General features: G+C 65.1%; 18 protein-coding genes and 1 tRNA gene. 8 read left to right on the top strand and 11 right to left on the bottom strand.

Annotated features, from left to right (window positions below; genetic code table 11):
• Positions 1-68: 68 nt before the first annotated feature.
• Both HL666_RS26730 and HL666_RS26725 read left to right on the top strand, forming a co-directional pair.
• The gene (locus HL666_RS26730) at positions 69-863 is read left to right on the top strand and encodes an enoyl-CoA hydratase (RefSeq protein ID WP_172184490.1); all 795 of its coding nucleotides are present in this window, start codon (positions 69-71) and stop codon (positions 861-863) included.
• A gap of 130 nt (positions 864-993) precedes the next feature.
• Positions 994-1,755: a VOC family protein gene (locus HL666_RS26725; RefSeq protein WP_172184488.1), complete on the top strand. Its 762-nt coding sequence runs from the start codon at positions 994-996 to the stop codon at positions 1,753-1,755.
• Positions 1,756-2,071: 316 nt separating this feature from the next.
• On the opposite strand, the gene HL666_RS26720 is transcribed toward HL666_RS26725, so the two are convergent.
• The 3 genes from HL666_RS26720 to HL666_RS26710 form a co-directional block, all read right to left on the bottom strand.
• Positions 2,072-2,878: an enoyl-CoA hydratase/isomerase family protein gene (locus HL666_RS26720; RefSeq protein WP_172115473.1), complete on the bottom strand. Its 807-nt coding sequence runs from the start codon at positions 2,876-2,878 to the stop codon at positions 2,072-2,074.
• A 187-nt stretch (positions 2,879-3,065) separates the two neighbouring features.
• Entirely contained in the window at positions 3,066-4,223 is a 1,158-nt protein-coding gene (locus HL666_RS26715) for an acyl-CoA dehydrogenase family protein (protein ID WP_172115471.1), read from the bottom strand.
• 23 nt (positions 4,224-4,246) lie between these two features.
• Positions 4,247-5,311: an acyl-CoA dehydrogenase family protein gene (locus tag HL666_RS26710; RefSeq protein ID WP_172131417.1), complete on the bottom strand. Its 1,065-nt coding sequence runs from the start codon at positions 5,309-5,311 to the stop codon at positions 4,247-4,249.
• A 305-nt stretch (positions 5,312-5,616) separates the two neighbouring features.
• Here HL666_RS26710 and HL666_RS26705 point away from each other — a divergent pair, with 305 nt between their 5' ends.
• Positions 5,617-6,399: an SDR family NAD(P)-dependent oxidoreductase gene (locus HL666_RS26705; protein WP_172115467.1), complete on the top strand. Its 783-nt coding sequence runs from the start codon at positions 5,617-5,619 to the stop codon at positions 6,397-6,399.
• A gap of 101 nt (positions 6,400-6,500) precedes the next feature.
• On the opposite strand, the gene HL666_RS26700 is transcribed toward HL666_RS26705, so the two are convergent.
• From HL666_RS26700 to HL666_RS26690, 3 genes are all read right to left on the bottom strand, one after another.
• The gene (locus tag HL666_RS26700) at positions 6,501-6,767 is read right to left on the bottom strand and encodes a GlsB/YeaQ/YmgE family stress response membrane protein (RefSeq protein WP_172115465.1); all 267 of its coding nucleotides are present in this window, start codon (positions 6,765-6,767) and stop codon (positions 6,501-6,503) included.
• Between the two features lie 27 nt (positions 6,768-6,794).
• Complete coding sequence (locus HL666_RS26695; RefSeq protein WP_172184486.1) at positions 6,795-7,379, bottom strand: YidB family protein; 585 nt, start codon at positions 7,377-7,379, stop codon at positions 6,795-6,797.
• A gap of 226 nt (positions 7,380-7,605) precedes the next feature.
• Positions 7,606-8,268, bottom strand: a complete 663-nt coding sequence (locus HL666_RS26690) for a hypothetical protein (protein WP_172115461.1) — start codon at positions 8,266-8,268, stop codon at positions 7,606-7,608.
• 430 nt (positions 8,269-8,698) lie between these two features.
• On the opposite strand from HL666_RS26690, the gene HL666_RS26685 reads away from it, so the two are divergent.
• Together HL666_RS26685 and HL666_RS26680 are read left to right on the top strand one after the other, a co-directional pair.
• Positions 8,699-10,822 (top strand): phytoene desaturase family protein, encoded by a 2,124-nt coding sequence (locus tag HL666_RS26685; RefSeq protein WP_172184484.1) that lies wholly within the window; start codon positions 8,699-8,701, stop codon positions 10,820-10,822.
• 324 nt (positions 10,823-11,146) lie between these two features.
• Positions 11,147-12,505 (top strand): caspase family protein, encoded by a 1,359-nt coding sequence (locus HL666_RS26680; protein WP_376698621.1) that lies wholly within the window; start codon positions 11,147-11,149, stop codon positions 12,503-12,505.
• Between the two features lies 1 nt (position 12,506).
• On the opposite strand, the gene HL666_RS26675 is transcribed toward HL666_RS26680, so the two are convergent.
• The 4 genes from HL666_RS26675 to HL666_RS26660 form a co-directional block, all read right to left on the bottom strand.
• A complete protein-coding gene (locus HL666_RS26675) occupies positions 12,507-13,763 on the bottom strand; it encodes a hypothetical protein (RefSeq protein ID WP_172184482.1) in 1,257 nt (418 codons plus the stop codon).
• Between the two features lie 151 nt (positions 13,764-13,914).
• The gene (locus HL666_RS26670; RefSeq protein ID WP_376698620.1) at positions 13,915-14,886 is read right to left on the bottom strand and encodes a M28 family peptidase; all 972 of its coding nucleotides are present in this window, start codon (positions 14,884-14,886) and stop codon (positions 13,915-13,917) included.
• Positions 14,883-15,506, bottom strand: coding sequence for a fused MFS/spermidine synthase (locus HL666_RS26665; RefSeq protein WP_172115455.1), 624 nt, complete (start codon positions 15,504-15,506; stop codon positions 14,883-14,885). The genes HL666_RS26670 and HL666_RS26665 overlap by 4 nt, the downstream gene beginning before the upstream one ends.
• The gene (locus HL666_RS26660) at positions 15,503-16,426 is read right to left on the bottom strand and encodes a spermidine synthase (RefSeq protein ID WP_172184480.1); all 924 of its coding nucleotides are present in this window, start codon (positions 16,424-16,426) and stop codon (positions 15,503-15,505) included. The genes HL666_RS26665 and HL666_RS26660 overlap by 4 nt, the downstream gene beginning before the upstream one ends.
• Here HL666_RS26660 and HL666_RS26655 point away from each other — a divergent pair.
• The 3 genes from HL666_RS26655 (at position 16,407) to HL666_RS26645 (ending at position 20,845) form a co-directional block, all read left to right on the top strand.
• Complete coding sequence (locus HL666_RS26655; protein ID WP_172184478.1) at positions 16,407-17,615, top strand: DUF2891 family protein; 1,209 nt, start codon at positions 16,407-16,409, stop codon at positions 17,613-17,615. The genes HL666_RS26660 and HL666_RS26655 overlap by 20 nt on opposite strands.
• Positions 17,616-17,766: 151 nt before the next feature.
• A tRNA-Arg gene (locus HL666_RS26650) sits at positions 17,767-17,843 on the top strand.
• Positions 17,844-18,100: 257 nt separating this feature from the next.
• Entirely contained in the window at positions 18,101-20,845 is a 2,745-nt protein-coding gene (locus tag HL666_RS26645) for a patatin-like phospholipase family protein (RefSeq protein ID WP_172184476.1), read from the top strand.
• On the opposite strand, the gene HL666_RS26640 is transcribed toward HL666_RS26645, so the two are convergent.
• Positions 20,799-21,362: a hypothetical protein gene (locus tag HL666_RS26640; RefSeq protein WP_172184474.1), complete on the bottom strand. Its 564-nt coding sequence runs from the start codon at positions 21,360-21,362 to the stop codon at positions 20,799-20,801. The two genes, HL666_RS26645 and HL666_RS26640, sit on opposite strands and share 47 nt — an antisense overlap.
• Positions 21,363-21,409 lie beyond the last annotated feature (47 nt).

Here is a 21,409-nt window from a genome sequence, read left to right as displayed (position 1 = left end):
GCTGCACGTGCGACTCTGGATTGCTTCGCTTCACTCGCAATGACGGCCAGAAATGGAGAACTTCCGCCATGACCACCAACACCACCGTCCTGCAGCATCTCGACTCCGGCCTGCTCACGATCACGATGAACCGCCCCGAGCGGCGCAATGCGCTGAACAGCGACATGACCAAGGGTCTCGTCGAGGCCGCGCAGCGGGCCGCCAATGATCCGGACGTGCGTGCGGTGCTGCTGAAGGGCGCCGGCGGGACGTTCTGCGTCGGCGGCGACGTCAAGGCGATGGCGGAAGCCAAGACGGCGCCGTCGTTCGAGACCAAGGTTACGACACTGCGCGAGCGCATGGAGGTGTCGCGGCTGCTGCACCAGATGCAGAAGCCGGTGGTGGCGCAGATCGACGGCGCCGCGGCCGGCGCGGGCCTGTCGATCGCGCTCTCCTGCGACCTGCGCGTTGCCGGCGAGTCGGCCAAGATCACCACCGCCTTTGCCAAGGTTGGACTATCAGGCGATTTCGGCGGCACCTATTTCCTGACCCAACTGCTCGGTAGTGCCAAGGCGCGCGAGCTCTATCTGACGTCGCCGATCCTGACCGCGCGGGAGGCACTCGCGCTGGGCATGCTGACAAAGGTCGTGCCCGATGCCGAGGTCGAGTCCGCCACGCGCGAGCTGGCGATGTCGCTGGCGCAGGGGCCGAGCGTCACGCTCGGCTACATCAAGCGCAACATCAACAACGCCGAGACCATGACGCTCGAAGCCTGCTTCGACGCCGAGGCGATGCACCACTCGCGCTGCAGCGACACGGAAGATCACAAGGAGGCGGCGAGGGCCTTCGTCGAGAAGCGCGCGCCGGTGTTCCAGGGGCGCTAGCGCCGTACTCCCCGTCATTGCGAGCGAAGCAATCCAGGGTTTTTGCCTGAGCCCTGGATTGCTTCGCTCGCAATGACGACGGTGAGGTCGACGGCTTGCGTCGACAGGTGATACTTCAAAGAGGCCTGCCATGCCTTACCTCCACCTGCGTCAGATCTGCCTTGTCGCACGCAGCCTCGAGCCCGCCGTCTCCGAAATCGCCGCGATCCTGGGTCTCGATGTCTGCTACCGCGATCCGCATGTCGGCAAATACGGCCTGGAGAATGCGCTGCTGCCGGTCGGGCCGATCCTGCTCGAGGTAATCGCGCCGACGCGCGAGGGTACCGCGGCGGGACGCTTTCTCGACAAGTCAGGCGGCCGCGGCGGCTACATGGCGATCTTCTCCTGCGACGATCCCGACGGCCGCGCGGCCCGTGCCAATGCGCTCGGCGTGCGCACCGCCAACGTGATCGATCATCCGCCCTATCACGGCGTGCAGCTGCATCCCCGCGACTGCCGCGCGGCCTTCATCGAGCTCAACCACACCGAGGGCAGCGACGACGTGCTGGGGCCGTATCCGCCGGCCGGGCCGGATTGGACTCGGGCGATCCGCGGCGATGTCACGGTGGCGTTGACCGAGGTCGTGCTGCAAAGCCCGGAGCCGGCGTCTCTCGCAGCGCATTGGGGACGGATACTCGATCTGACGCCGACAGCCGAGGATGACGGTGGTTGGCGATTGAGGCTGCCGAATGCCTCAATCCGTGTGACGCCCGGCGAGCGCGAGCTGATGAGCGGCTTGACCTTCCGCGTCACGGATGCCGCGGGCATCATCGACGCCGCGCGTGCGCGCGGCTACGCAGTGTCGGATGTTGGGTTCGAGATGGCGGGCGTGACGTTCACACCGACAACGTAGACTCATGAGTCGAGTCTCAGCTCTCGCGCAGGCGACGCTGCGCTCCCTCTCCCCGCAAGCGGCAGGGCTATCGCAAAGGGAAATACGGGGCCGTCGCGACAAACAATCCCGACAGTTGGCTACTCCGTCCTGCCCGGGCTTGTCCCGGGCATCCACGTGATTCTCAGCGTGCTGAACGACGTGGATGGCCGGGACAAGTCCGGCCATGACGATGTGGAGATCTACGAACGTGTCACTCTCATCGCAAAATGCGATAGCCCTGGCCGGGCGAGGTGGACTGCGCGCGCCGCGACAGACTACGCGATAGCGTAACCGCTCACCGTCCCTTGAAATTCGCGAAGCGGCGCTCCTCGGTGGCCTTCACGCCTTCCTTGAAATCCTCCGTCGCGCGCAGCCTTGTCTGCTCCGCGAGCTCGTGCTCGGTCGCGGCCATCACGCGGTCGGCGAGGCCGGCGCGCATCGTGGCGCGGGTCGAAAGCAGGCCGAGCGGCGAGCATTCGGCAATCTCGGCGGCGAGCTTCATCGCGGCCGTGCGCACCTGGTCTTGCGGCACGCATTCGTTGGCGAGGCCGATCTTGTAGGCCTCCTCGCCGGTGACGCGACGGCTGGTGTAGAACATCAGCTCGGCGTTGTTCTTGCCGATCAGCTCCGGCAAGGTCACCGTCAGGCCGAAGCCCGGATGGAAGCCGAGCTTGGTGAAGTTGGCGGAAAAGCGCGCCTCCGGGCAGGTGACGCGGAAGTCGGCCGACACCGCGAGCCCGAGTCCGCCGCCGATCGCCGCGCCATGGACGGCGGCAACGATCGGCTTCTTGCAGCGAAAGATCCGCACCGCCTGCATATAGAGATGGTTGATCGGCCCGAGGCTGTCGGCCGGATCGCCTTTGGCGCTTGCGGCTTCCTGGGCCTGCCGCGCCGGATCGCCGAAATTGGCGCCGGCGCAGAACGCCTTGCCCTGCGCGGCCAGCACAGAGGCGCGGATCTCGATGTCGCGATCGAAACCTTCGAGCGCATCCGCGATCTGATTGATCAGCGAAATGTCGAAGAAATTGAGCGGCGGCCGGCGGATCTCGATCAGGCCGACATGGCCATGGATCTCGACGCCGATGTCAGGGAAGTCGGTCATGCGTTGGTCTCCGAGTCTGCTTATCCGGGGTCAGTGCGAGCGCGGCGAAGCAATCCGGACTTTACGTGCGGCTCTGGATCGCTTCCGCCGTCGCCCCTTTGGGCTATGGCGGACAAGTCGCTGCGCTCGCGATGATGGAGCTACCTATTCTTGCTTGCCGCGGCGATGACCGCGGAGTGCCGCCGCCTCATCTCAATCCAAGCCCGCGCGCGATGATGCCGCGCAGCACCTCCGTGGTGCCGCCCTGGATGGTCAGCTTCGGCGCGGTGCGGATGGCGAAGGTCAGCTGGTTCTCCAGGGTCTCGCGATTGCCGGCGTCCTCCTCGACGAAGGCGGCGAGATCGCGGACACGATGCGGCAGCTGCTGCTCCCACACCGTGCCGACGTCCTTGACGATCGAGGCCTCGACCACCGGCTCCTTGCCGGCGTGCAACATGCCGGCGACCGACACCGACATGCGCCGCATCGCATGCAGCTGCGCCACCAGGCGCCCGATGCCCTCGGCGCTGCGCGTGTCCGGATCGGGACCGACCGCGCGCACCAGCTCGGTCAGCACGTAATAGGTCTCCAGGAAGCGCTCCGGTCCGGAGCGTTCATAGGCGAGCTCGGACGTCGCCTGCTTCCAGGCGCCGTCGATCTCGCCGAGCTGATGATCGTCCGGCACGAAGGCGTCGGTGAAGACGACCTCGTTGAATTCCTTCTGTCCGGTGATCTGCGGAATCGGATTCACCTTGATGCCCGGCGATTTCATGTTCACCAGGAACTGCGTCAGGCCGTGCCGCCGGTTCTCCTTGGTGGCCGGCGACGTGCGGAAGATCGCAATCATGTAGTCGGCCATGTGCGCCGACGTCGTCCAGATCTTGGAGCCGTTGATCAGCCAGCCGCCCTCGGTCTTGGTCGCCCGCGTCTTGGCCGCGAACAGGTCGGAGCCGGAATTCGGCTCGCTCATGCCGATCGCGAAGCACAGCTCGCCACGGCAGATGCGCGGCAGGATGTCCATCTTGATGTGCTCGGGCGCGTAGCGCAGCAGGATCGGACCGCTCTGGCGGTCGGCGACGAAGAAGCGGCGCACAGGCGCGTTGGCAACGCGCATCTCCTCGGTCACGACATAGCGCTCCAGGAACGTGCGCTCGTGGCCGCCATATTTCTTCGGCCAGGTCATGCCGATCCAGCCGCGCTCGCCGACCCGCCGCGAGAACTCGCGGGCATCGGCGTCCTCGCGCAGTGGCTGGAACGGATTGAAGGTGCCGGCGGCGATCTCCTCGGCGAGGAACGCGCGCACCTCCTTGCGCAGCTCCTCGCATTCCCCAGGCAGGCGGATCGGATCGAAACGGAGCGCGGTCATGGTCTATCCTTCTCCTGCAGCTCTCAGCGTGAGGCGACCAGCGGCCACAATTCGTCGGCGCCGCGGGCGGCGACGCGTTGGCCGAGGGCCACGGCCCAATGGCTCTCGGAGCCGAAATCGTCGCGCCAGGCGAGCGCCCTCAAGGAGAAGCGATGCAGGATGTGCTCGGTGGTGAAGCCGATCGCGCCATGGACCTGGTGAGCGATCGCCGCGCCCTTCTCAGCGGCTTCGGCGCAGCGGATCTTGGCCGATGCAGCTTCGAGAAACACCGCATCGTCGAACGCGTCGGCGCCTGCGATGGCGTCGGCCGCGGAGGTCGCGGCGGCGCTCGCCGCAGCGCTCTCGCCGGCGAGCCGCGCGAGATTGTGCTGCACCGCCTGGAATTTACCGATCGGCTTTTCGAAGGCGACGCGCTCGCCGGCATAGCGGACGCTGATCTCCAGCAACCGATCCAGCGCGCCCGCGATCTGCAGCCCGCGCACGACGCCGCCCATCAGCATCAGGCGGTCCTGATCGAAGCCCGCCGGCGCGCGCTGGATCGCCACGGGTGCGACCTTGTCGAAGATGACGGTGTCGCTGGGATCATTGGCAAGCGACAGGCCGGCATCGATGCGCAGCCCGCCCGTCTCGACCAGGGCAATCGAGACGCCGTCTCCGTCATGCGCGACAACGGCCACATGCCTTGCACTCTTCGCGAACGGCACGCCGCGGGCGGGGCCGGACAACGTGCCGTCGGCGTTGCGCATGATCCGGTCGTTCGGGCGCGCCGGGGCGATCGTCATGACGCCGTCGGGCGAAGCGATCCCGCCCTGCTGCAGCAGCCAGCCGGCCAGCAGCGTCTCGGCGAGCGGCACCGCCACAGCGAAGCGACCGGCGGAATTGATCACGGCGAAGCCGTCGGCGAGATCGACGCCGGCGCCGCCGAGCTCCTCGGCGACCCAGGCTAGCGGCAGGCCGGCCTCGCTCAGGGCCCGCCACAGCGGCGCCGCCCAGCGTCCGTCCTTGTCATGATTGATCGTTTGCGGGTCGGCGAGATCTGCGAAGATCTTCTCCGCGGTCGCAACCACGATGTTGTCAGCGTCCGCCACGGCGTTCCTCGTGCTGATTGTTCTGCCGCACGGCGTCACAGTTGCGCGCCGCGCCGGATGTTTGCGTCGCATGATGAGCGCAGTCACTGGTCCTGACAAGCGCTGCGCATCGCAGGGCGCCGTCCGCTCGCCGCATGGACCTGGCGATTTCCGCAGCGCGGAGATTGCTCGGATTTTGCAGTCGCGATGATCTCATCCCTTTGTTTGAGCATGATCTTTTCGGAAAACCGGTTTCCACTTTTCCGGATCATGCTCTAAGAAGCAACGATCTGAGAATGAGAAGCGGGAAAGCAGGGAGAAGCGGAATGGCGGTGGAAGGTCTGTGCGCGATCGTGACGGGTTCGGCCTCCGGCCTGGGCGCCGCGACTGCGCTGCTGCTGGCCAAGGCCGGCATGCGCATCGTCGTGAACTATTCCAACAGCAAGACGGAGGCCGAGCAGACAGCCGATCTCTGCCGCAAGGAAGGCGCCGAAATCGTGGTCGTGCAGGGCGACGTGTCGCGCGACGAGGATTGCAGGAGGATCGTCGCGGCCGCGGCGCCATGGGGGCGGCTCGACGTGCTCGTCAACAATGCCGGCACCACCAAGCACGTCCCGCATGCGGAGCTCGATGGCCTGTCGGCCGAGGATTTTCAGCGCATCTTCGCCGTCAACACCATCGGACCGTTCCAGATGGTGCGCGCGGCGCGGCCGCTGCTCGAACAAGCGGCCAGGCAGACCGAACGCGCCTCCGCCGTCGTCAACGTGTCGTCGGTGGCCGGCATCAGCGGCGTCGGCTCGTCGATCGCCTATGCCGCGAGCAAGGGGGCGCTGAACACGATGACCTTGTCGCTGTCGCGCGCGCTGGCGCCTGCAATCCGCGTCAACACGGTATGTCCCGGCTATATCGATACGCCCTGGTTCACCAAGGGCCGCGGCGAGGCCGGCGCCAAGCAGGTACGCGACGCCGTGGTGGCGCGGGTGCCGCTGCGTACGGCGTCATCGGCCGAGGACATCGCGCAACTGGTCGTTTTCCTGGCCAGCTCCGCATCCGGGCAGATGACCGGCGAGGTCGTCCGCATGGATGCAGGGATGCATCTGCTGGGATGAGATCGCCGTCATTGTGAGACCTGCAAACGACGACGCAATCCAGACCTCATCTTTAGGCCATGGATTGCGTCGCGGCGCTCGCAATGACGGGGTGAAGGCTGTTACCGATTGAAATCGCGGATCGTGCCGCTCGCGACCAACCTGTTCCAGATGAACAACACCGCCACCGCGCCGATCGTGGCGGTGATGAAGCCGGCGCCCTGGTTCGGACCATAGTGTCCGATCGCCTGTCCGATCGCGGTGGCGAGGAAGGCCCCGACGATGCCGAGCACTGTGGTGAGGATGAAGCCGGACGGATTGTTCGGCCCGGGGGACAGCAGCCGCGCCAGCAGGCCGGCGACGAAGCCAACGATCAAAATGTAAATCATCAGATCATCCTTGCCTGAAGGTCGCGCTCAGATCCGGCTCGAGAGCTCGTGCTCGGTCGGCAGCCGCCCGTCCGGCGTCAGCTGATCGATCACCTTCGGCAGATACTGGCTCAGCCCGCTGAGCAGCTCATCGCGCGACAGGCCGCTCTGTGCGGTGAGCTGATCGATCTGGTCGGCGCCGAGCGCGTTGGCGAGATCGCCCGGCGAGATCGGCTTGTTCTCGCCAGGGCTCACCCACGAGCTCGCCGTGTCGCCATGGCCCTTCTCCTGGAACTGGCGCAGGAGATCACCGAGTCCGCCGGACAGCACGCTGCCGGCTGCGCCGCCTGCGAGCAGGCCGCCGAGACCGCCGGCAATGATGTTGCCCAGGCCGCCACCGAGCGCGCCGCCGAGCGGCCCGCCCTGTTGGCCGGTCGGCTGGGGCGGCTGAACTGGCGCTGGAGCTGCATTCGGCTGCCGGCTGCCTTGCGAGAAGTGCTTCACGGCTTTCCAGGCCAGCAGCGCGAGGATCGCCATCGTCATCGGCGACATGCCGTCGTTCTTCTGTGTCGTCGGATGACTGGGCCCGTGCGGGCCGTTCTGCATGCCGTTGAGAATGTCGAGTAGACCCATGACCTGCCTCCTGCGCCCCACGCGCGTAAAGCTATGGCGTTGCTCGGATCGTTACAAGCGGCGGCCAGAAACAGCAGACCGGGGAATGCGTACGCCATCGCGGCCGCTGCTGTCGGAACTCTGCGTGCGCATCATGTTATGGCGTGGCGCAGGTGACGGCGCGATGGAAACGGGAGCGGGGCGCCGAACTCCGCCATCGCAGGCGGTCGGGTGTCCGTTCTCCGTGTCAGTTCTTGGCGTCGGCGCGCTTCGGCGACTTCGCGGCCGGTCCTGCAGCCGTCTGGCTTGGGCCGGTGAACATCCGCTTCAGCTCATCGAGCTTTTCGGACAGGACTGGAAAATTGCACGAGAACGAATCGCGCCTGCCGCCATCCTTGGCGCAGTGGGCCGCCTTGATACGGGCGCGCGCCTCGGCGGTGGCGCCGGGCGGCACCTGGCCGGGCTGCGCTGCCGCAGCAGGCGGCTTGCTCGGTCGGGGCAGTGGTGGCGGCGCTGGCATCGCCGGCTTGGGCGGCTCGATCGCGGCGCGCGCCGTCATGTCCCTGAGCGAGGTCGGCTGCAGGCCCTGCGGCTGCGGCCGCGGCATCATGGCCGAGCTCATATTGGCGTGGCGCTGCCGCTCGAGATATTGCGTGTATTGCTGATCGATGAACTTCTGCTCTTCCGGCGTCGGATTGGGTCCGGCGATGTCGAAGCTGCGGTCCTGCATGAAGTCGTAGTAGACATAGCCGCCGCCCGGCTTCCGTCTCCCGGCAAATTTGGCGTTGCATTGCGCCATCGCCGCGGTCTTCTCTTCCTTCGTGGCAGATTTCTCCGCCGCGTCGGCGCATTCCTCGAAATCAGTCGGAGAGCGGCTCCACCACTCCGCATGCGCGCGTTGTAGTTGCATGGCCGACACGCAGCTGATTGCAGCAAAGACCAATATTGGCAGTTGGGGTCGGTACACGAACGGCAATCCTCAGCATCTCCTCGCCTCAGATGACCGCAGATTGTCGCCATTTTGCGGCGGTGTGTGACTCCTATGCTGCGCAATTTTCGACTTTGTTCGTTCATCGCCCGGGTTCCGTGATCCCATTGCCACAGTCGAGCCAGCTTTGGCGGCTTGGCGGTGCGCGAATCGCGCCTTGCTGTGGCGTCCGGACGATAGGCTGTGACCTTCGCGTGATGACGGGCATCATTCTACCACTTTCATCCCGTCGAGGTTGACGAATCTAATCTTGACGTTGGCAAGATCGTCGTTGACGCAGGCAGGGCAATGCCGCTATTCTTCATCTTGACATTGGAAAGATTGTGGCGCGCTTGGCGCGGAGGAGGCAGGTATGAAGGTGTTCCTGACGGTCAAGCTGGCGCTGCTGCCCTTCGTAGTGTTCTGGGCTTTGCTCGGCTGGCATCAGCCGAGCTGGGCGGTGTGGTCGGCGCTCGCGCTGTCTCTCGCCGGCAATCTGTGGCGCGCGACGCGGTCGGAGCTCGCATTGCTCGAGCTCGGCAGCCTCGCGCTGTTCGTCCTGCTGGCCATCGCCAATGATGTCGCGCCGGGCTGGACCGCGATCAACTCACTGTGGCTGTCTTTTGCGGCGCTCGGCGTGATCAGCTTCGGCTCGCTCGCCGTCAGCCGGCCCTGGACGGCCGACTATTCCCGCGGGAGCTACGCCGACAGCGCGTCGACACCGCAATTCCAGCTGATCAACATGTTGATGACGGGGCTGTGGGGCGTCCTGTTCCTCGTGCTCGGCCTCTGCCGATGGGCTGGCGTGTCATCCTGGATCACGACTGCGATCGTCATCGGCGGAGCGCTCGTCTCGATCTTTGGCCCGCGCTTCGCCATCCGGCAGGCCTTGCAGCGGATCCGGGCGTCCCGCGAGGATCATCACTGGCCGGCGCCGGACTTCTCCGGTGTCGCCAGCGCCGATTGCGACGTCGCGGTGATCGGTGCCGGCATCGGCGGTCTTACCGCCGCGGCGCTGCTTGCCGAATCCGGACTGACGGTGAAGGTGTTCGACCACCACGTCGTGCCCGGCGGCTTCTGCCACAGCTATCTGCGCAAGGCGCATCACGACAACAAGCCGGTGCTGTACCGCTTCGATGCCGGCCCGCATGATTTCTCCGGCGTCTGGCCCGGCGGCCCGGTCGACAGCGTGCTGCGCCGGCTCGGTGTCGCCGATCGCATCCAATGGAAGCGCGTCACCCATTCCTACCGGCTCGCCGGCCGCCGCATCGACGTGCCCGAGGACTGGCGCGCCTATGTCCGGCTGCTCTGCGACGCATTCCCCGCCAGCGCCGACGGGCTCGTCAAGCTGTTCGATACGATCCATGCGATCTTCCAGAGCATGTATGCGACCGGACAGGGCCGCAGCGGCATTCCCGGGATGCCGGAATCGATCGAGGAGATGCTGGCCTTCCCGCGCAAGCATCCGCAGGCGTTCCGCTGGATGAACCGCCCGTTCGACGAGTTGGTCGCAGCGCATGTCTCCGACCCCGAGCTGATAGCGTATCTGAATGCGCTGTCGGGCTATCTCGGGGACGGCAGCGAGCGGCTGAGCTGTGCGCAGATGGTCCCGATCTTCGGCTACTACTTCAAGGGCGGCTTCTATCCGGTCGGCGGCTCCGGTCACCTCGCCGACATCATGGCCGAGGCGATCACCGCGCGCGGCGGCGAGGTGCATTTGAAGTCCAAGGTTGCGCAGATCCTGGTCGAGCGGGGCCGTGCGGCCGGCGTCGTGCTCGGCAATGGCCGCGCGATCCGCGCGCGCGCGGTGGTCTCGAACGCCGATCTCGGCCGTACCTTCACCGAGCTTCTCGGCCCCGACGATCTGCCCTCGGCCTTCCGTGAGCGCACCCGCAGCCTCACGCCGGCGACGTCGTGCTTCTCGGTGCATCTCGGTCTCGATGTCGTGCCGGACATTGCTCCCGCCACCCATCTCGATACGCCGATGGGCATCGGTCTCGCCGTGATGTCCAAACTCGATCCGTCGGCGGCGCCCGAAGGCCACGCGACGATGACGATCATCACGCTCGTTCCTCACGACGAGGCCAAGGGCTGGTTTCAGGCCGAGGGCGGCGACGACTGGAAGGCATGGCGCCGCTCGAAGGATTACGAGGCGCGTAAGCAGCAGCTCGGCGATGCCATGGTCGCCGCCGCCGAGACCGTCATTCCGGGCCTGTCACAGCACATCGTCTATCGCACCGACGCCAGCCCCGTGACCTATGCGCGCTACGACCTCGCCAGCGCCGGCTCGATCTATGGCGTGGCGCGCTCGGGCCGCCTGAAAGGCGCCAAGGCGCCGCTGCGCAACCTCGTCATCGCCGGCGGCGGCAATGCCGGCGCGGGCGTCGAGGCCGTGGTGATCTCGGGTGCTGAGGCGGCCGAGGCGCTGGTGCCCGGGCTGCTGTCGCGCAAGCCGATGGCTGCGGTCAAGCCGCAGCCCGAGCTAGCGGTGGCCTGAAGGAGCGCAGCGCGGAAGGCGGTTTCGGCGAGACGATCGCCTCGTCGCGAGAGCATGACACCGGCCGGCCTGCTCGCCTGCGCTGACGGTGGGGGGGGGCTGGTAGAGCCATTGCGACGGGCCCGGGCGTGCGTCCGTCCGGTCCCAGCCGTCGGAGCGTGCGGATCGAAATACCTCGGGATCGTGCCGTGCGTCAGTGCTCGCAGCGCCGAAGTGAGCCCATCCCGCCGCGGTGGCTGCGTTGCCCGTCTCGAAGATGGGCAAGACCGGTCGGTGTCGGCATGTTAAGAGGGGACATTCTTGCAGTGACCCTCGGAAATGGGCATGGCCATGGGGTTTATTTTATCGATGGGCGCGATCCTGCGCCTCTTCGTGATTCTGACTTTGATTTCTGTGTGGTCGGCACCGGCGAGCGCCGAGAAGCGCATCGCGCTGGTGGTGGGCAACTCGAACTATCAGAACGTCACGCCGCTCGGCAATCCGCGCAACGATGCCCGGCTGATGGCTGAGACATTGCGTTCGCTCGGCTTCGCGCTCGTCGCTGGCGGCCCGCAGATCGATCTCGACAAGGCGGCCTTCGACGGCGTGCTGCAGAAGTTCGGCAACGCGATCATGGGGGCCGACGTCGCGCTGTTCTACTATGCAGGTCACGGCGTGCAGGTCGCGGGCCGCAATTTCCTGGTGCCCGTGGCGGCCAACCCGACCAAGGAGGCCGATGTCTACCTGCAGATGGTCGACACCAACGTCGTTCTCAGCCAGATGGACGGCGCCGGGACCAAGCTCAACATCGTCGTGCTCGATGCCTGCCGCAACAATCCGTTCGGCGGCCGCGGCTTCCGTGCGACCGGCGGCGGGCTTGCCCAGATGCAGGCCCCCGAAGGCACGCTGATCTCCTATGCCACCCAGCCCGGCAACGTGGCGCTGGATGGCGACGGCGGCAACAGCCCCTATTCCAGCGCTCTCGCCGCGACCATCCGCAAGCCCGGGCTTGGCCTGTTCGAGGCATTCAACGAAGTCGGACTCGCCGTGAAGAAGTCGACCGGCGGCGCGCAGCAGCCCTGGGTGTCGTCCTCGCCGATCGCCGGCCGATTCTATTTCACTGGCCGATCCGAAGCCGAATCCCCGGCCGCGCCGGCGCAGCCGCCGGTCTCCGCCGCCGATCGCATGCGGGAGGATTTCGAGCTGGCGCAGAAGCTCGGAAAGCGGGAGGTCTGGGAGGCCTTCCTGAAAGCCTATCCGGACGGTTTCTATGCGAGCATTGCGCGGTCGCGCCTGGACGAGATCAAGTCGAAGGTCGCATTGGCCGCGCCGTCCGAGCCGCTGCCGCCGCCCCCGACACCGCAGCTGCGGTCGATGGCCGGCGTTTGGACGGGCAGCTATTCCTATGCGAATGGCAGCCAAGTCCCCTTCACCTTCAACTTCGGGACGGCGGGTTGTGCCGGACGGGCCGAAGAGGTGAACACGTTCGGCAACCGCAGCGCGCCGAAGCTGTTCGCCAATCTCGCCTGCTCGTCCGCGTCCCTGGTGCCGGGCCAGACCGTCACCATCACCAAGACCTATGACGGCACCGGCGGTGTCTCGCACGCGGTGAGCTATGTCGGCAGGATCTCTGCCGATCTGCGCAGCATCAGCGGACGCTGGTCCCTCAGCGGGGCGAGCGGCACGTTCACGATGTCGCGGTGAGCTACGGCCGCTGGCCGCTCCGACCCCGCGCTTGCAGGACGACTTGTTTGAAGCGATCATCCTCGCGGTATTTGTCGATGTCGACCTCCTGGTCGATCCAGGTCAGCGTGGCCTGACGGTTGATCTGCAGCGATCGTTCCAACGCTGCATAGAAATCGTCGTCCCGGCCAGCGACCGCATAGAACCAGGCTATGTTCGTAATGAAATTGTCGCGTGGCTGCAGGCTCGGTTCAAGCGCCGCAAAAAGCCGCAGCCCCTCATCCCGCTGCCCATTGTGAATGAGGTAGCCCGCCGTAACGAGTTCGATCTGCCTCAACGTGTCCGGATCGTCGTCACTGAGTTCTGCGGCGCGTTTCAGGCTTTCCAGCGCCCGTTGAACCTGCCGGTCGTTCTTCTGCATGATTGCAAGCCGGAAAAGGCTTTCTGCGGTGGGGGCGAGATCCACGGCCTGCTGCATCACCGCCCGGGCGCTGGAGAAGTCGTGAAGCGCCCGGTAGGCTCCTGCGAGACGCGCGAGGAAGTAGGGCTTGACCGTCTTCGGTATCCGCTCCATCGCGCCAAAGAGCAGATCGCGCTCGCGCTCGTAGTCTCGCGCGCGCTCGGCGGCAGCCGCATCGTCGTAGATGCTTTGAAAGTCGAAATAATTCTCCTTGAACGTACCGTAGCGCGACTTGTCCAGCGCTTCCTGCGTCGTATAGAGCTCGGCGTCGATACGCTGCAACTTTTCGAGCAGCGGGCCGACGATCGAATCCGACGGTTTCAAGATCACCGCATTGAGTTCGGTGGCGGCATCCTTCTTTTGATTTTTCAGGCGTTCGATCTTCTCTTGATGCTCGGCCTGCCGTTTGCTCAAGGCGGCGTAGTACTTCTCCCAGATCTCCTGAAGGGTCTTCGATAGCGCGACCGATTTCATGTAGTCGGCGAAATCCACGCGGACGGTGATGTCCTTGTCCATCGCCATGGTCTGGAACTTGTGAAGGTACTCGACTTCGACCTGCTTGTCCTGCAGGCCGAGCGCATGCTCGCTCTTGGCGCGCTCCAGCTCGAGCTGTGCGGTCCGGTATTGCTGATTGAGCACAAGGGTAATCAGGCCAAGCGCGAACGTGCCGAACAGGAATTTGGCCAGCCCGATGTAGATGTTGAGGCGCTCGAGAGACGGATCCTTCTTAGCGCCGGAAGCCTTGGGCCGAGCGCCGACCTTTTCCAATTTCTCAACCAAAGTCATCAGCGTCTCCACCAGAAACAGTGGCTCAGACACAATAAATCCTGCAATGATTGTATTGTAGCTTCGGTGGCACCGCCGCGCAACCGCGGAACGACGTTGCAACTACGAAGAAGCCCGGCGCGCTCTCCGCGGCCGACCAGAAATTCGGGACCCGGGTTGCGGCTTGGCGTTCGGGCAAAGAGGACTAAGGCGTGAGCAGATACTTCAGCAGCGTCCGGCCGACCGCCTGGAGGCTGTCGGCAGAGCATTTGTCGAGCGTATCCTGCGTCGTGTTGAAATGCGGCTCGTAGTCGAAATCGATGACGAGGAAACTGGGAATGCCGACCTGCGCAAGCGCCGTGTGGTCGTCGCTGATCGGGTACGCCGTCGGCTTGGTGAGAAAAGCCTGGGGAGCGATGCTCTGGCCGATGCTCCAGAACTTCTTGACCTCGGCGGGCGCCGATCGCAGCGACATCGGTTCGGGCATCAGTGCGAGGTCCTTGTCGCAGACCATGTCGAACACGACTGCCTTTTCGGGTTTGCGGTCGGGATAGTACTCTTTCAGATTCGCCGCGAAGTGCGGTGAGCCGAGCGCTCGCCACATGGGATCACCTGCGCCCAGCGCGCGGGGCCCTTCCTCGCCGTCGAAAAAGATCATGTCGATGCCGACCTCGGCCTTCGGCAGCAGGGACAATACGCGTGCGGTTTCCAGCAGCACGGCGACGCCCGATGCCGAATTGTTGGCTCCCGGCATCGGCGCTTTCGGGTTGTTGGCGTCGCGATAGGCGTGGATGATGCTGTCGTAGTGCGTGGCAACGATCACGCGGCGTGGATTCTGCGGCTGAAAGCGGGCGATAACGTTGGTCAGCCGCAGGACCCGCCCGTCGTCGCTCTTGAAGGCAAAATTCTGAGTCTTCACCACCTCGGCGGCCGTCTTCGCCATGGCCGACTTGATGTAGTCGATGGTCTGCTGATGCCCCGGCGTCTCGATCGCGCGGGGCGTGAAGCGCAGCTGGTCGGCGATGTGCTCCATCGCCCGTCGTCCGTCCCACTGCTCGATCCACCCATCGGCAGCCGTGGCGGCGCTGACGCCGAGCACGGCGGCGGCAATCGCGACGACGGCGCCGCTCAGGACAGAGCATGCGCGGACATGGGCTGCCTTGCTCCTCCCGGTCACGGCCGCGAGCTCTTCCGTCCGAACGGAATGAACAGGATGCCGGCACAGCCCGCCAGCGCCACCGCGAAGTAGTAGGTGATCGCCCGCGAGCCGATCGTCGGAATCAGCATGAAGGTCGTGACCAGCGTGCCGACGACGTTGCCGATGGTCGAGACGCCATAGACGAGGCCGGCAACGCGGCCCGCCTCGCCGGCCGAGCGGGTCAGCAGGCTGACGGCGATCGGCGAGAACGTCCCCAGCAAGGTCAGCGGCACCAGCAGCAGCGCGGTCGAGGCGAGCAGCGTGGCGGCAGGACCGTCGCCGATGGTGTCGAGGATGTCGGCCATGACCGTGTCGGCGGTCGCCGGCACCACCGCCATATAGGCGGCGGCGATCAGGATCATGACGCCGATCGTGCGCGTCGTCGGCTGGCGATCGACGATGGCGCTGCCGGCGAAATAGCCGATCGCGAGCGCGCACAGCACGGTCGAGATCAGGCTCGCCCAGGCGCCGATGCCGCTGCCGAAATAGGGATTGAGATACCGGCTGCCGAGCATCTCGAAGCCCATCAGCACGCAGCCGACCAGGAACGAGCAGACGTAGATCGCCACCAGGCCGGCGCGGGAGACCGGAGCGCTCACGGCAGCTTCCTGTTGTGGCGTTCGATCGTCTTCAGCGCCTCGACCGGCGCGAAGTCGTCGGTCAGCACCTTGGCCTTGGCGTCGATCACCTGGCCATTGTCGATGTCGATGCGCTTGCGCTGGGCCAGCATGTCGGCAAGCTTGTAGCGGAAGCCGAATTCCTTGTCGCGCTCCTGCGCGACGGCGGCGAGATCCTCGGGCTTCCGCTCGTCGCCGGGATAGCCGACCATGACGATGTTGCCGCCCGCCTCGTAGAAGTCGACCTGCGGGAACACGCTGTGAATGGTCTTCACGGCGGCATCGAACAGCATCGTCGAGGGCTCGACGTTCTGCGCCACCACGCCGCCCTCGGCGAGATGATCCTTGACGAGCTGATAGAATTCCTTGGTCAGCAGGTGGAACGGCACGAACGGGCCGCGATAGGCGTCGATCAGGATGATGTCGTAGCGCTCTTTCGATTCCTGCACGAACAGCCGGCCGTCGCGGTTGGCGACGTGGAAGTTCGGCTCCTCCTTGATGCCGAAATATTTCTTGGCGAACTCCAGCACGGTCGGGTCGAGCTCGACCGAGGTCACCTGCACCTTGGGCAGGAAACGGTGCAGGTACCAGGCCGTGCGGCCGCCGCCGAAGCCGATCTCCAGGATCGAGCTCACGTTCTTGGCGTACATCACGCTCGCGGTCATGAAGCGGGTATAGTCGACCGGCAGGTCGAGCTCGTCGCGGGTGTTGTAGACGCTCTCGGTATAGATGCGCCGGTTGTGACCGAACGTCATGCTGCGATAGGGGCCCTGCTCATAGACATAGATGTTGTTGTAGAGCGACTCCTTGGACTCCAGCAGATTGCGGGTATCTTGCGCCTGGCTCGCGGCGACGGAGAGGCAGCCCGCAAGCATGCCGAGAATGACCGACCGGATGAGCATCACGAATCTGCTTCCTCAACGCTGGATCTGCTGCCGGAACATCCGGAGCGGATCCGGCGGCGGCAATGTTTGTGGTGGCGACGGCAGGGGACTATCCTGGCGCCTGCCGGGCGCCCGCTCTCTTAGACCATCGGGCGGCGGACGGATAGAGTGGGCTGCGCGCGGAAACGAGGGTGTGATCGTGTTGAAAAGGCTCGCGATTGCGCTCGCCTTGCTGGCCGGCTGCGGCGCTGCTGCGGCCGCCGAGGTCGCGTTGCCGCTGGCGGCGCAGCGACAGACGATGGCGGCAAATCTCGCCCGGCAGGTTGCGACGTGCAGCCGCCGCGAGGACACCAACCACCCGGCGTTCAGGGGATGTGTCGACTGGCATTCGGCGGTCCACGGCGTCTGGGCGCTCATCGCCTATCAGCGGGCAACGGGTGATCGTCAATATCAGCCCCTCGTGGCTTCCATCCTGGCGCCCGACAGGCTCGCGTCGGAGCGCCGGTTGCTGCGGCAATCGCCGCAATTCGAAATGCCGTATGGCCGTGCCTGGTTCCTGCGGCTCGCGATCGATCACCGGAAGCTCACCGGCTCCGACGATCTCGTGCCGTTTGCGGACGAGGTTGCGGGGACGCTGCGACAATATTATCGGGGCCGCCGCATCGACCGCTTCGCCGGGGAGTATCGTAGCGACAGCTGGGCCCTGACCAATCTGCTCGACTATGCGCGTGCCCGCGGTCTTGCCGATCTCGAAACCGAGGTGATCGGCTGGATCCGCCCCAGCTTCGTCGACGCCGACCCAGAATGCTCCTATGGGCGGGAGCAGCGACAATTCATGGCGATCTGCAGCAACTGGGCGGCGCTGGTCGCCAGGGTGCTGAGCCGGGCGGACTATGCCGCCTGGCTATCGCGCTTCATCGCCACGAACGGGCTGCCGAGCCCGATCGAGCGGCCGGCGACCGACCACGAGTTTGGATTGAATTTCAGCCGGGCCTGGGGGCTCTGGGACATGTACGAGGCGAGCGGGCGCCCCGACATCGCCGCCGCCTATGCAGCCCACGTCGAGAATGGCTACCGGCCGGCGTCGAACTGGAGCGGCTCTTATCTGGCGGTCGGTCACTGGGTCGCCCAGTTCGGCCTGTATGCCGTGCAGCCCTTGTTCGGAGCGGCGGCCGGACGATCCCTGAACGGCGGTGAGCGGAACTGAAGGCATGGATTGCCCCCGGAGGCGCGGCTGTTCGGCGGTCTGCCACGGTGCTGGTCCGAGACAGGGCCGACCTGCCCCCCGGAGAGGCTTCCGGTCGGTGCCCGGGTCTGCTATGGAGGCACCGAAGCAGTTGCACGTCGGTGCAGGCTCCGGTCCCGTAGCTCAGCTGGATAGAGCGGCGGTTTCCTAAACCGTAGGTCGCATGTTCGAGTCATGCCGGGATCGCCATCTGCCGCTGTCCACATTTGCCTTCTTCCGTGAGGGAGCAAGTCGGTCGCCATCGCTCCTGTGGCACTGCAACTCTCGTCGTTGGTCTTGCGTCGCTGAAGCGCGATCTGTGTGACTGTGAAGGCCGCTTATCCAGATCGTTGGTAGCGCCCTGCGCATCATCCTCGTTTTAATTGAAGCGCACGACCGCGCGTGATACCCTTAGTTTTTATCATTGGCTCGCCGTCATGTCCGGCGTGCGCAAATCGAAATTTCCGATGAGTGATTTTCTTGGTGCCCGTGCAAACTCCCGTGGCCGCTCCAAGAAGGGGACGCCAGAAGAGCGGCATGAGCAAGCCGTGCTGCTATGGGAGAAGCGCAAGCTTGCGAAAACCCACGCGCGCCGTATCGGGAAGGGCGAGAGCGATGATTGGAAGGGCATCGGTCTTTCAGGCGGCGGGATTCGCTCCGCGACCTTCAGTCTCGGCGCGCTTCAGGCGCTGGTCGCCCACGGACTGCTCGCCAAGTTCGACTACATCTCGACGGTCTCGGGGGGCGGCTACATCGGCTCCTCCCTGCAATGGTGGTGGAGCGAGGCGCGGGCGAAAGAAGCTGCCGCTCTCGCGCAGGCCCCTGTCGTAGTGCAGGCAGCCGGTGGAGCGTCGCTCCCCGGCACGACGGTCGCTGCCGGGCCAAGAATCTATGGCGTGGACCGTGACAATTTCCCGTACGGTTGCGACCATCTGTCCAATCCGAACCTGTCGGACAATCCTGACCAGAAGTGCAACCTCGCCTTCCTGCGCAATCACGGCAACTACCTGATCTCCGGCCAGGGCATCACCGCCTTGTCGGGCATCTACGTCGTTCTCAGGACGTTGCTGATCAGCCTGATCGTCTGGCTGCCGTTGATCTTCTTTCTGTTCCTGATCGTCCAACTCATCAACCTCCTGCTCACCGGCGTCATCGAGCACGTCTTCCCTGCGCTCGACCGGCCGCTGCCCGGATTTCCGGAGTCGTGGTTCACATGGACCTGCATGTCCACCAAGCCGCAATGTCCGTTCGCGCTGCCTCCGCTGTATACGCTGGCGCTGGTGGTCTATGCGGTGGGGGTCCTGTTCTTCGTCTTCATGTCGTTGCTGTTCGCTCTCCTGACGCGCGTTCCCAGTGAAGTCGGCCAGGGTCCACGAGTCAGCATGGCTGCCGTGCTATCCGCCGTGGCGGGTGCTGCGATGATCGTCGTGCCGATCTTGCTCTATTGGCGTCTGATCAGCTTCACCACGCTCGCGGTCATCGTCGCTTCGAGCCTGTTCGGGATCGTGCTGATTGCTCGATTTGTCTTCGAGTATTTCTTTCGCGGCTCCTCCGTCACGGCGAGCTATTGGTGGCGGCGAACGCTCGAGGAATGGTTCGGTGTCATCTTCGCGATCGGCCTCGCCGTGCTGGTCGTCGGGTCGTTGCCCGTGCTGCCATTTTTCCTCGCTCAGAAGATCACCGCTTCCAGCGGTCCTTCGATCGTGTTCACCGCCTTCTTCACCGTCCTGAGCGGCGCGGCATCGGCGCTCTATGGCTATTATTCCTTCGTCAAGAAGATCGATGAGACCATCGCGTCGCGCGTGTTCGTGCCACTCGGGGCCGCCATTTTCCTGTATGGCACGCTGACATTCGGCTATATCGGATCCGTCTTCGTCTTCGACGTCTTCTCTCAGAAGAACTCGCCGCTTCTCCCCGGCGGCCTTGCCTCCTACAAGTCGCTGATCGCCTATGCGTCGACCGTCTTCATCATCGTCGGTGTCGTCCTGAGCATTCGCGCCAACGTGAACCAGATCGGCCTGCATCGGTTCTATCGCGACCGTCTCATGGAAGCATTCCTGCCGTCGACGCTGGCGGTGAAGATCGGCCGGGCGACCTATTCACCCGTGGCCGACAGCCTCAATCTCGTCGACCTTCGATCGTCGTATTCGCCGTCCGCCCGCAAGGGATCCCCCGTTCCGTATCCCCTCATCAACACCTTCGGCCGGATCGTCAGGGACGTGGACCCCAGGATCGTCAATCGGGGCGGGGTGAACTTCATCCTGTCGCCCTTCTATATCGGCTCGCGTTCGACCGGCTGGGAGGACACCAAGTCATACACGGATGAGGACCGGTACGGTCCGCTGACGCTGGCGACGGCGATGGCGGCGTCGGGGGCGGCGGTCAACTCCAATGCCGGCTACATCGGCACCGGCTTCACCCGCAATCGTCTCGTCTCCGCCGTCATGACGATCCTTAACATGCGGCTCGGCATCTGGGTCGGCAATCCCTGGCTCAAGGGCGAACGACGCAGCCAGCCCGCCTATTGGAGCCCGACCCTGACGGCGGGTCTCCTGGGATATGGTCGCGCGCGGACCGGCGCCTTCATCGAGATCTCGGACGGCGGAAATTTCGAGAATCTCGGTCTGTACGAGCTCGTGCGGCGCAAGCTGGGGATCATCGTCCTGATCGACGGGGAGGCTGATGCGACCATTGCGCTGCCCGCATTGGTGTCGGCTGCGGTCCGCATCAAGGAGGACTTCAAGGCAACCCTGACCTTCGAGCCCGCCGCTGGGGTCGATCGCCTGCTGCCGGTCGACAAGGAGGTCGGCTATCCCGCCGGCGCGCATTTCGCCAAATCCCCCTATGTGGTCGGACGCGTCCGCTATGAGGATGGCTCGCCGGACAGCATCGTCATCTATCTGAAGGCGACATTGATCCGGGATCTCGACTTCACGACCGCAGGCTATCGCGCCGGCAGTCCGGATTTCCCGCATGAGACGACCCTGGATCAGTTCTTCGACCCGAGCCAGTTCGAAGCGTATCGCGATCTCGGCTTCCGCAGCGCGTCCATCATGATCAGGGAATTGGGGCTCGCGGGCTCCGGGTCCCATCGATTTCCGAGCCGGGATGAACTCTGGAGCAGCTATTCGAATCCTGGCGCCGCGAAGCCTGGTGCCACGGAGCCTAGTGCCAAGACAGCAGCAGGCTCGCCATCCCCGTCATCAGGATGATTGCGGCGAGCGTGCCGATCGCGAGCCGGAGCCGGTCACCGGCTTCCGCGACGAGCTTCGTCATCGTGATCATCGCGGCGAGGGCCGCGAACAGCAGCGCAACGACGGCCTCGGCGGCGCTGCGGCCGAGCTGTGCGACCGTCTCGACGGCATCGCGCAGGCCCTCATAGATGTGGAGATCCTTGCTGATGCAGAACAGGATGAGCGTGACGATCCAGGCCGCAATCAGCCGCCGGGCCACGGCATCCCGCCTGGCTTCGGGCGTGGCGCGTGCGATCAGCAGGGACAATCCGTAGAGCAGGGCGACCGGCACGACCCCGACGATCCAGTACTCGACATCGTCGATATGCACCCGGCCGCCGGTGGCGATCGACTTCGCGATCACGAACAGCGCGCAGGCGGCAACGACCAGGCCGGTCTGCAGGATCGCGGGCCCAAATGAGGGAAGATGTTTCCGGTCCCCGGCCTCCTTCAGATCAGGCCGGCCTTCCGACGTCATGGTCAGTCCGTCCGTCATCGCCGCAAGCCTCGAGCTCGTTCGCCGTCCACCGAGCCGAAAGAATA

The organism is Bradyrhizobium aeschynomenes (assembly GCF_013178945.1).
Classification (GTDB): Bacteria; Pseudomonadota; Alphaproteobacteria; order Rhizobiales; family Xanthobacteraceae; genus Bradyrhizobium; species Bradyrhizobium aeschynomenes.
Note: the sequence above shows the minus strand (reverse complement) of the source record. Positions and strands in the feature narration are given on the sequence as shown.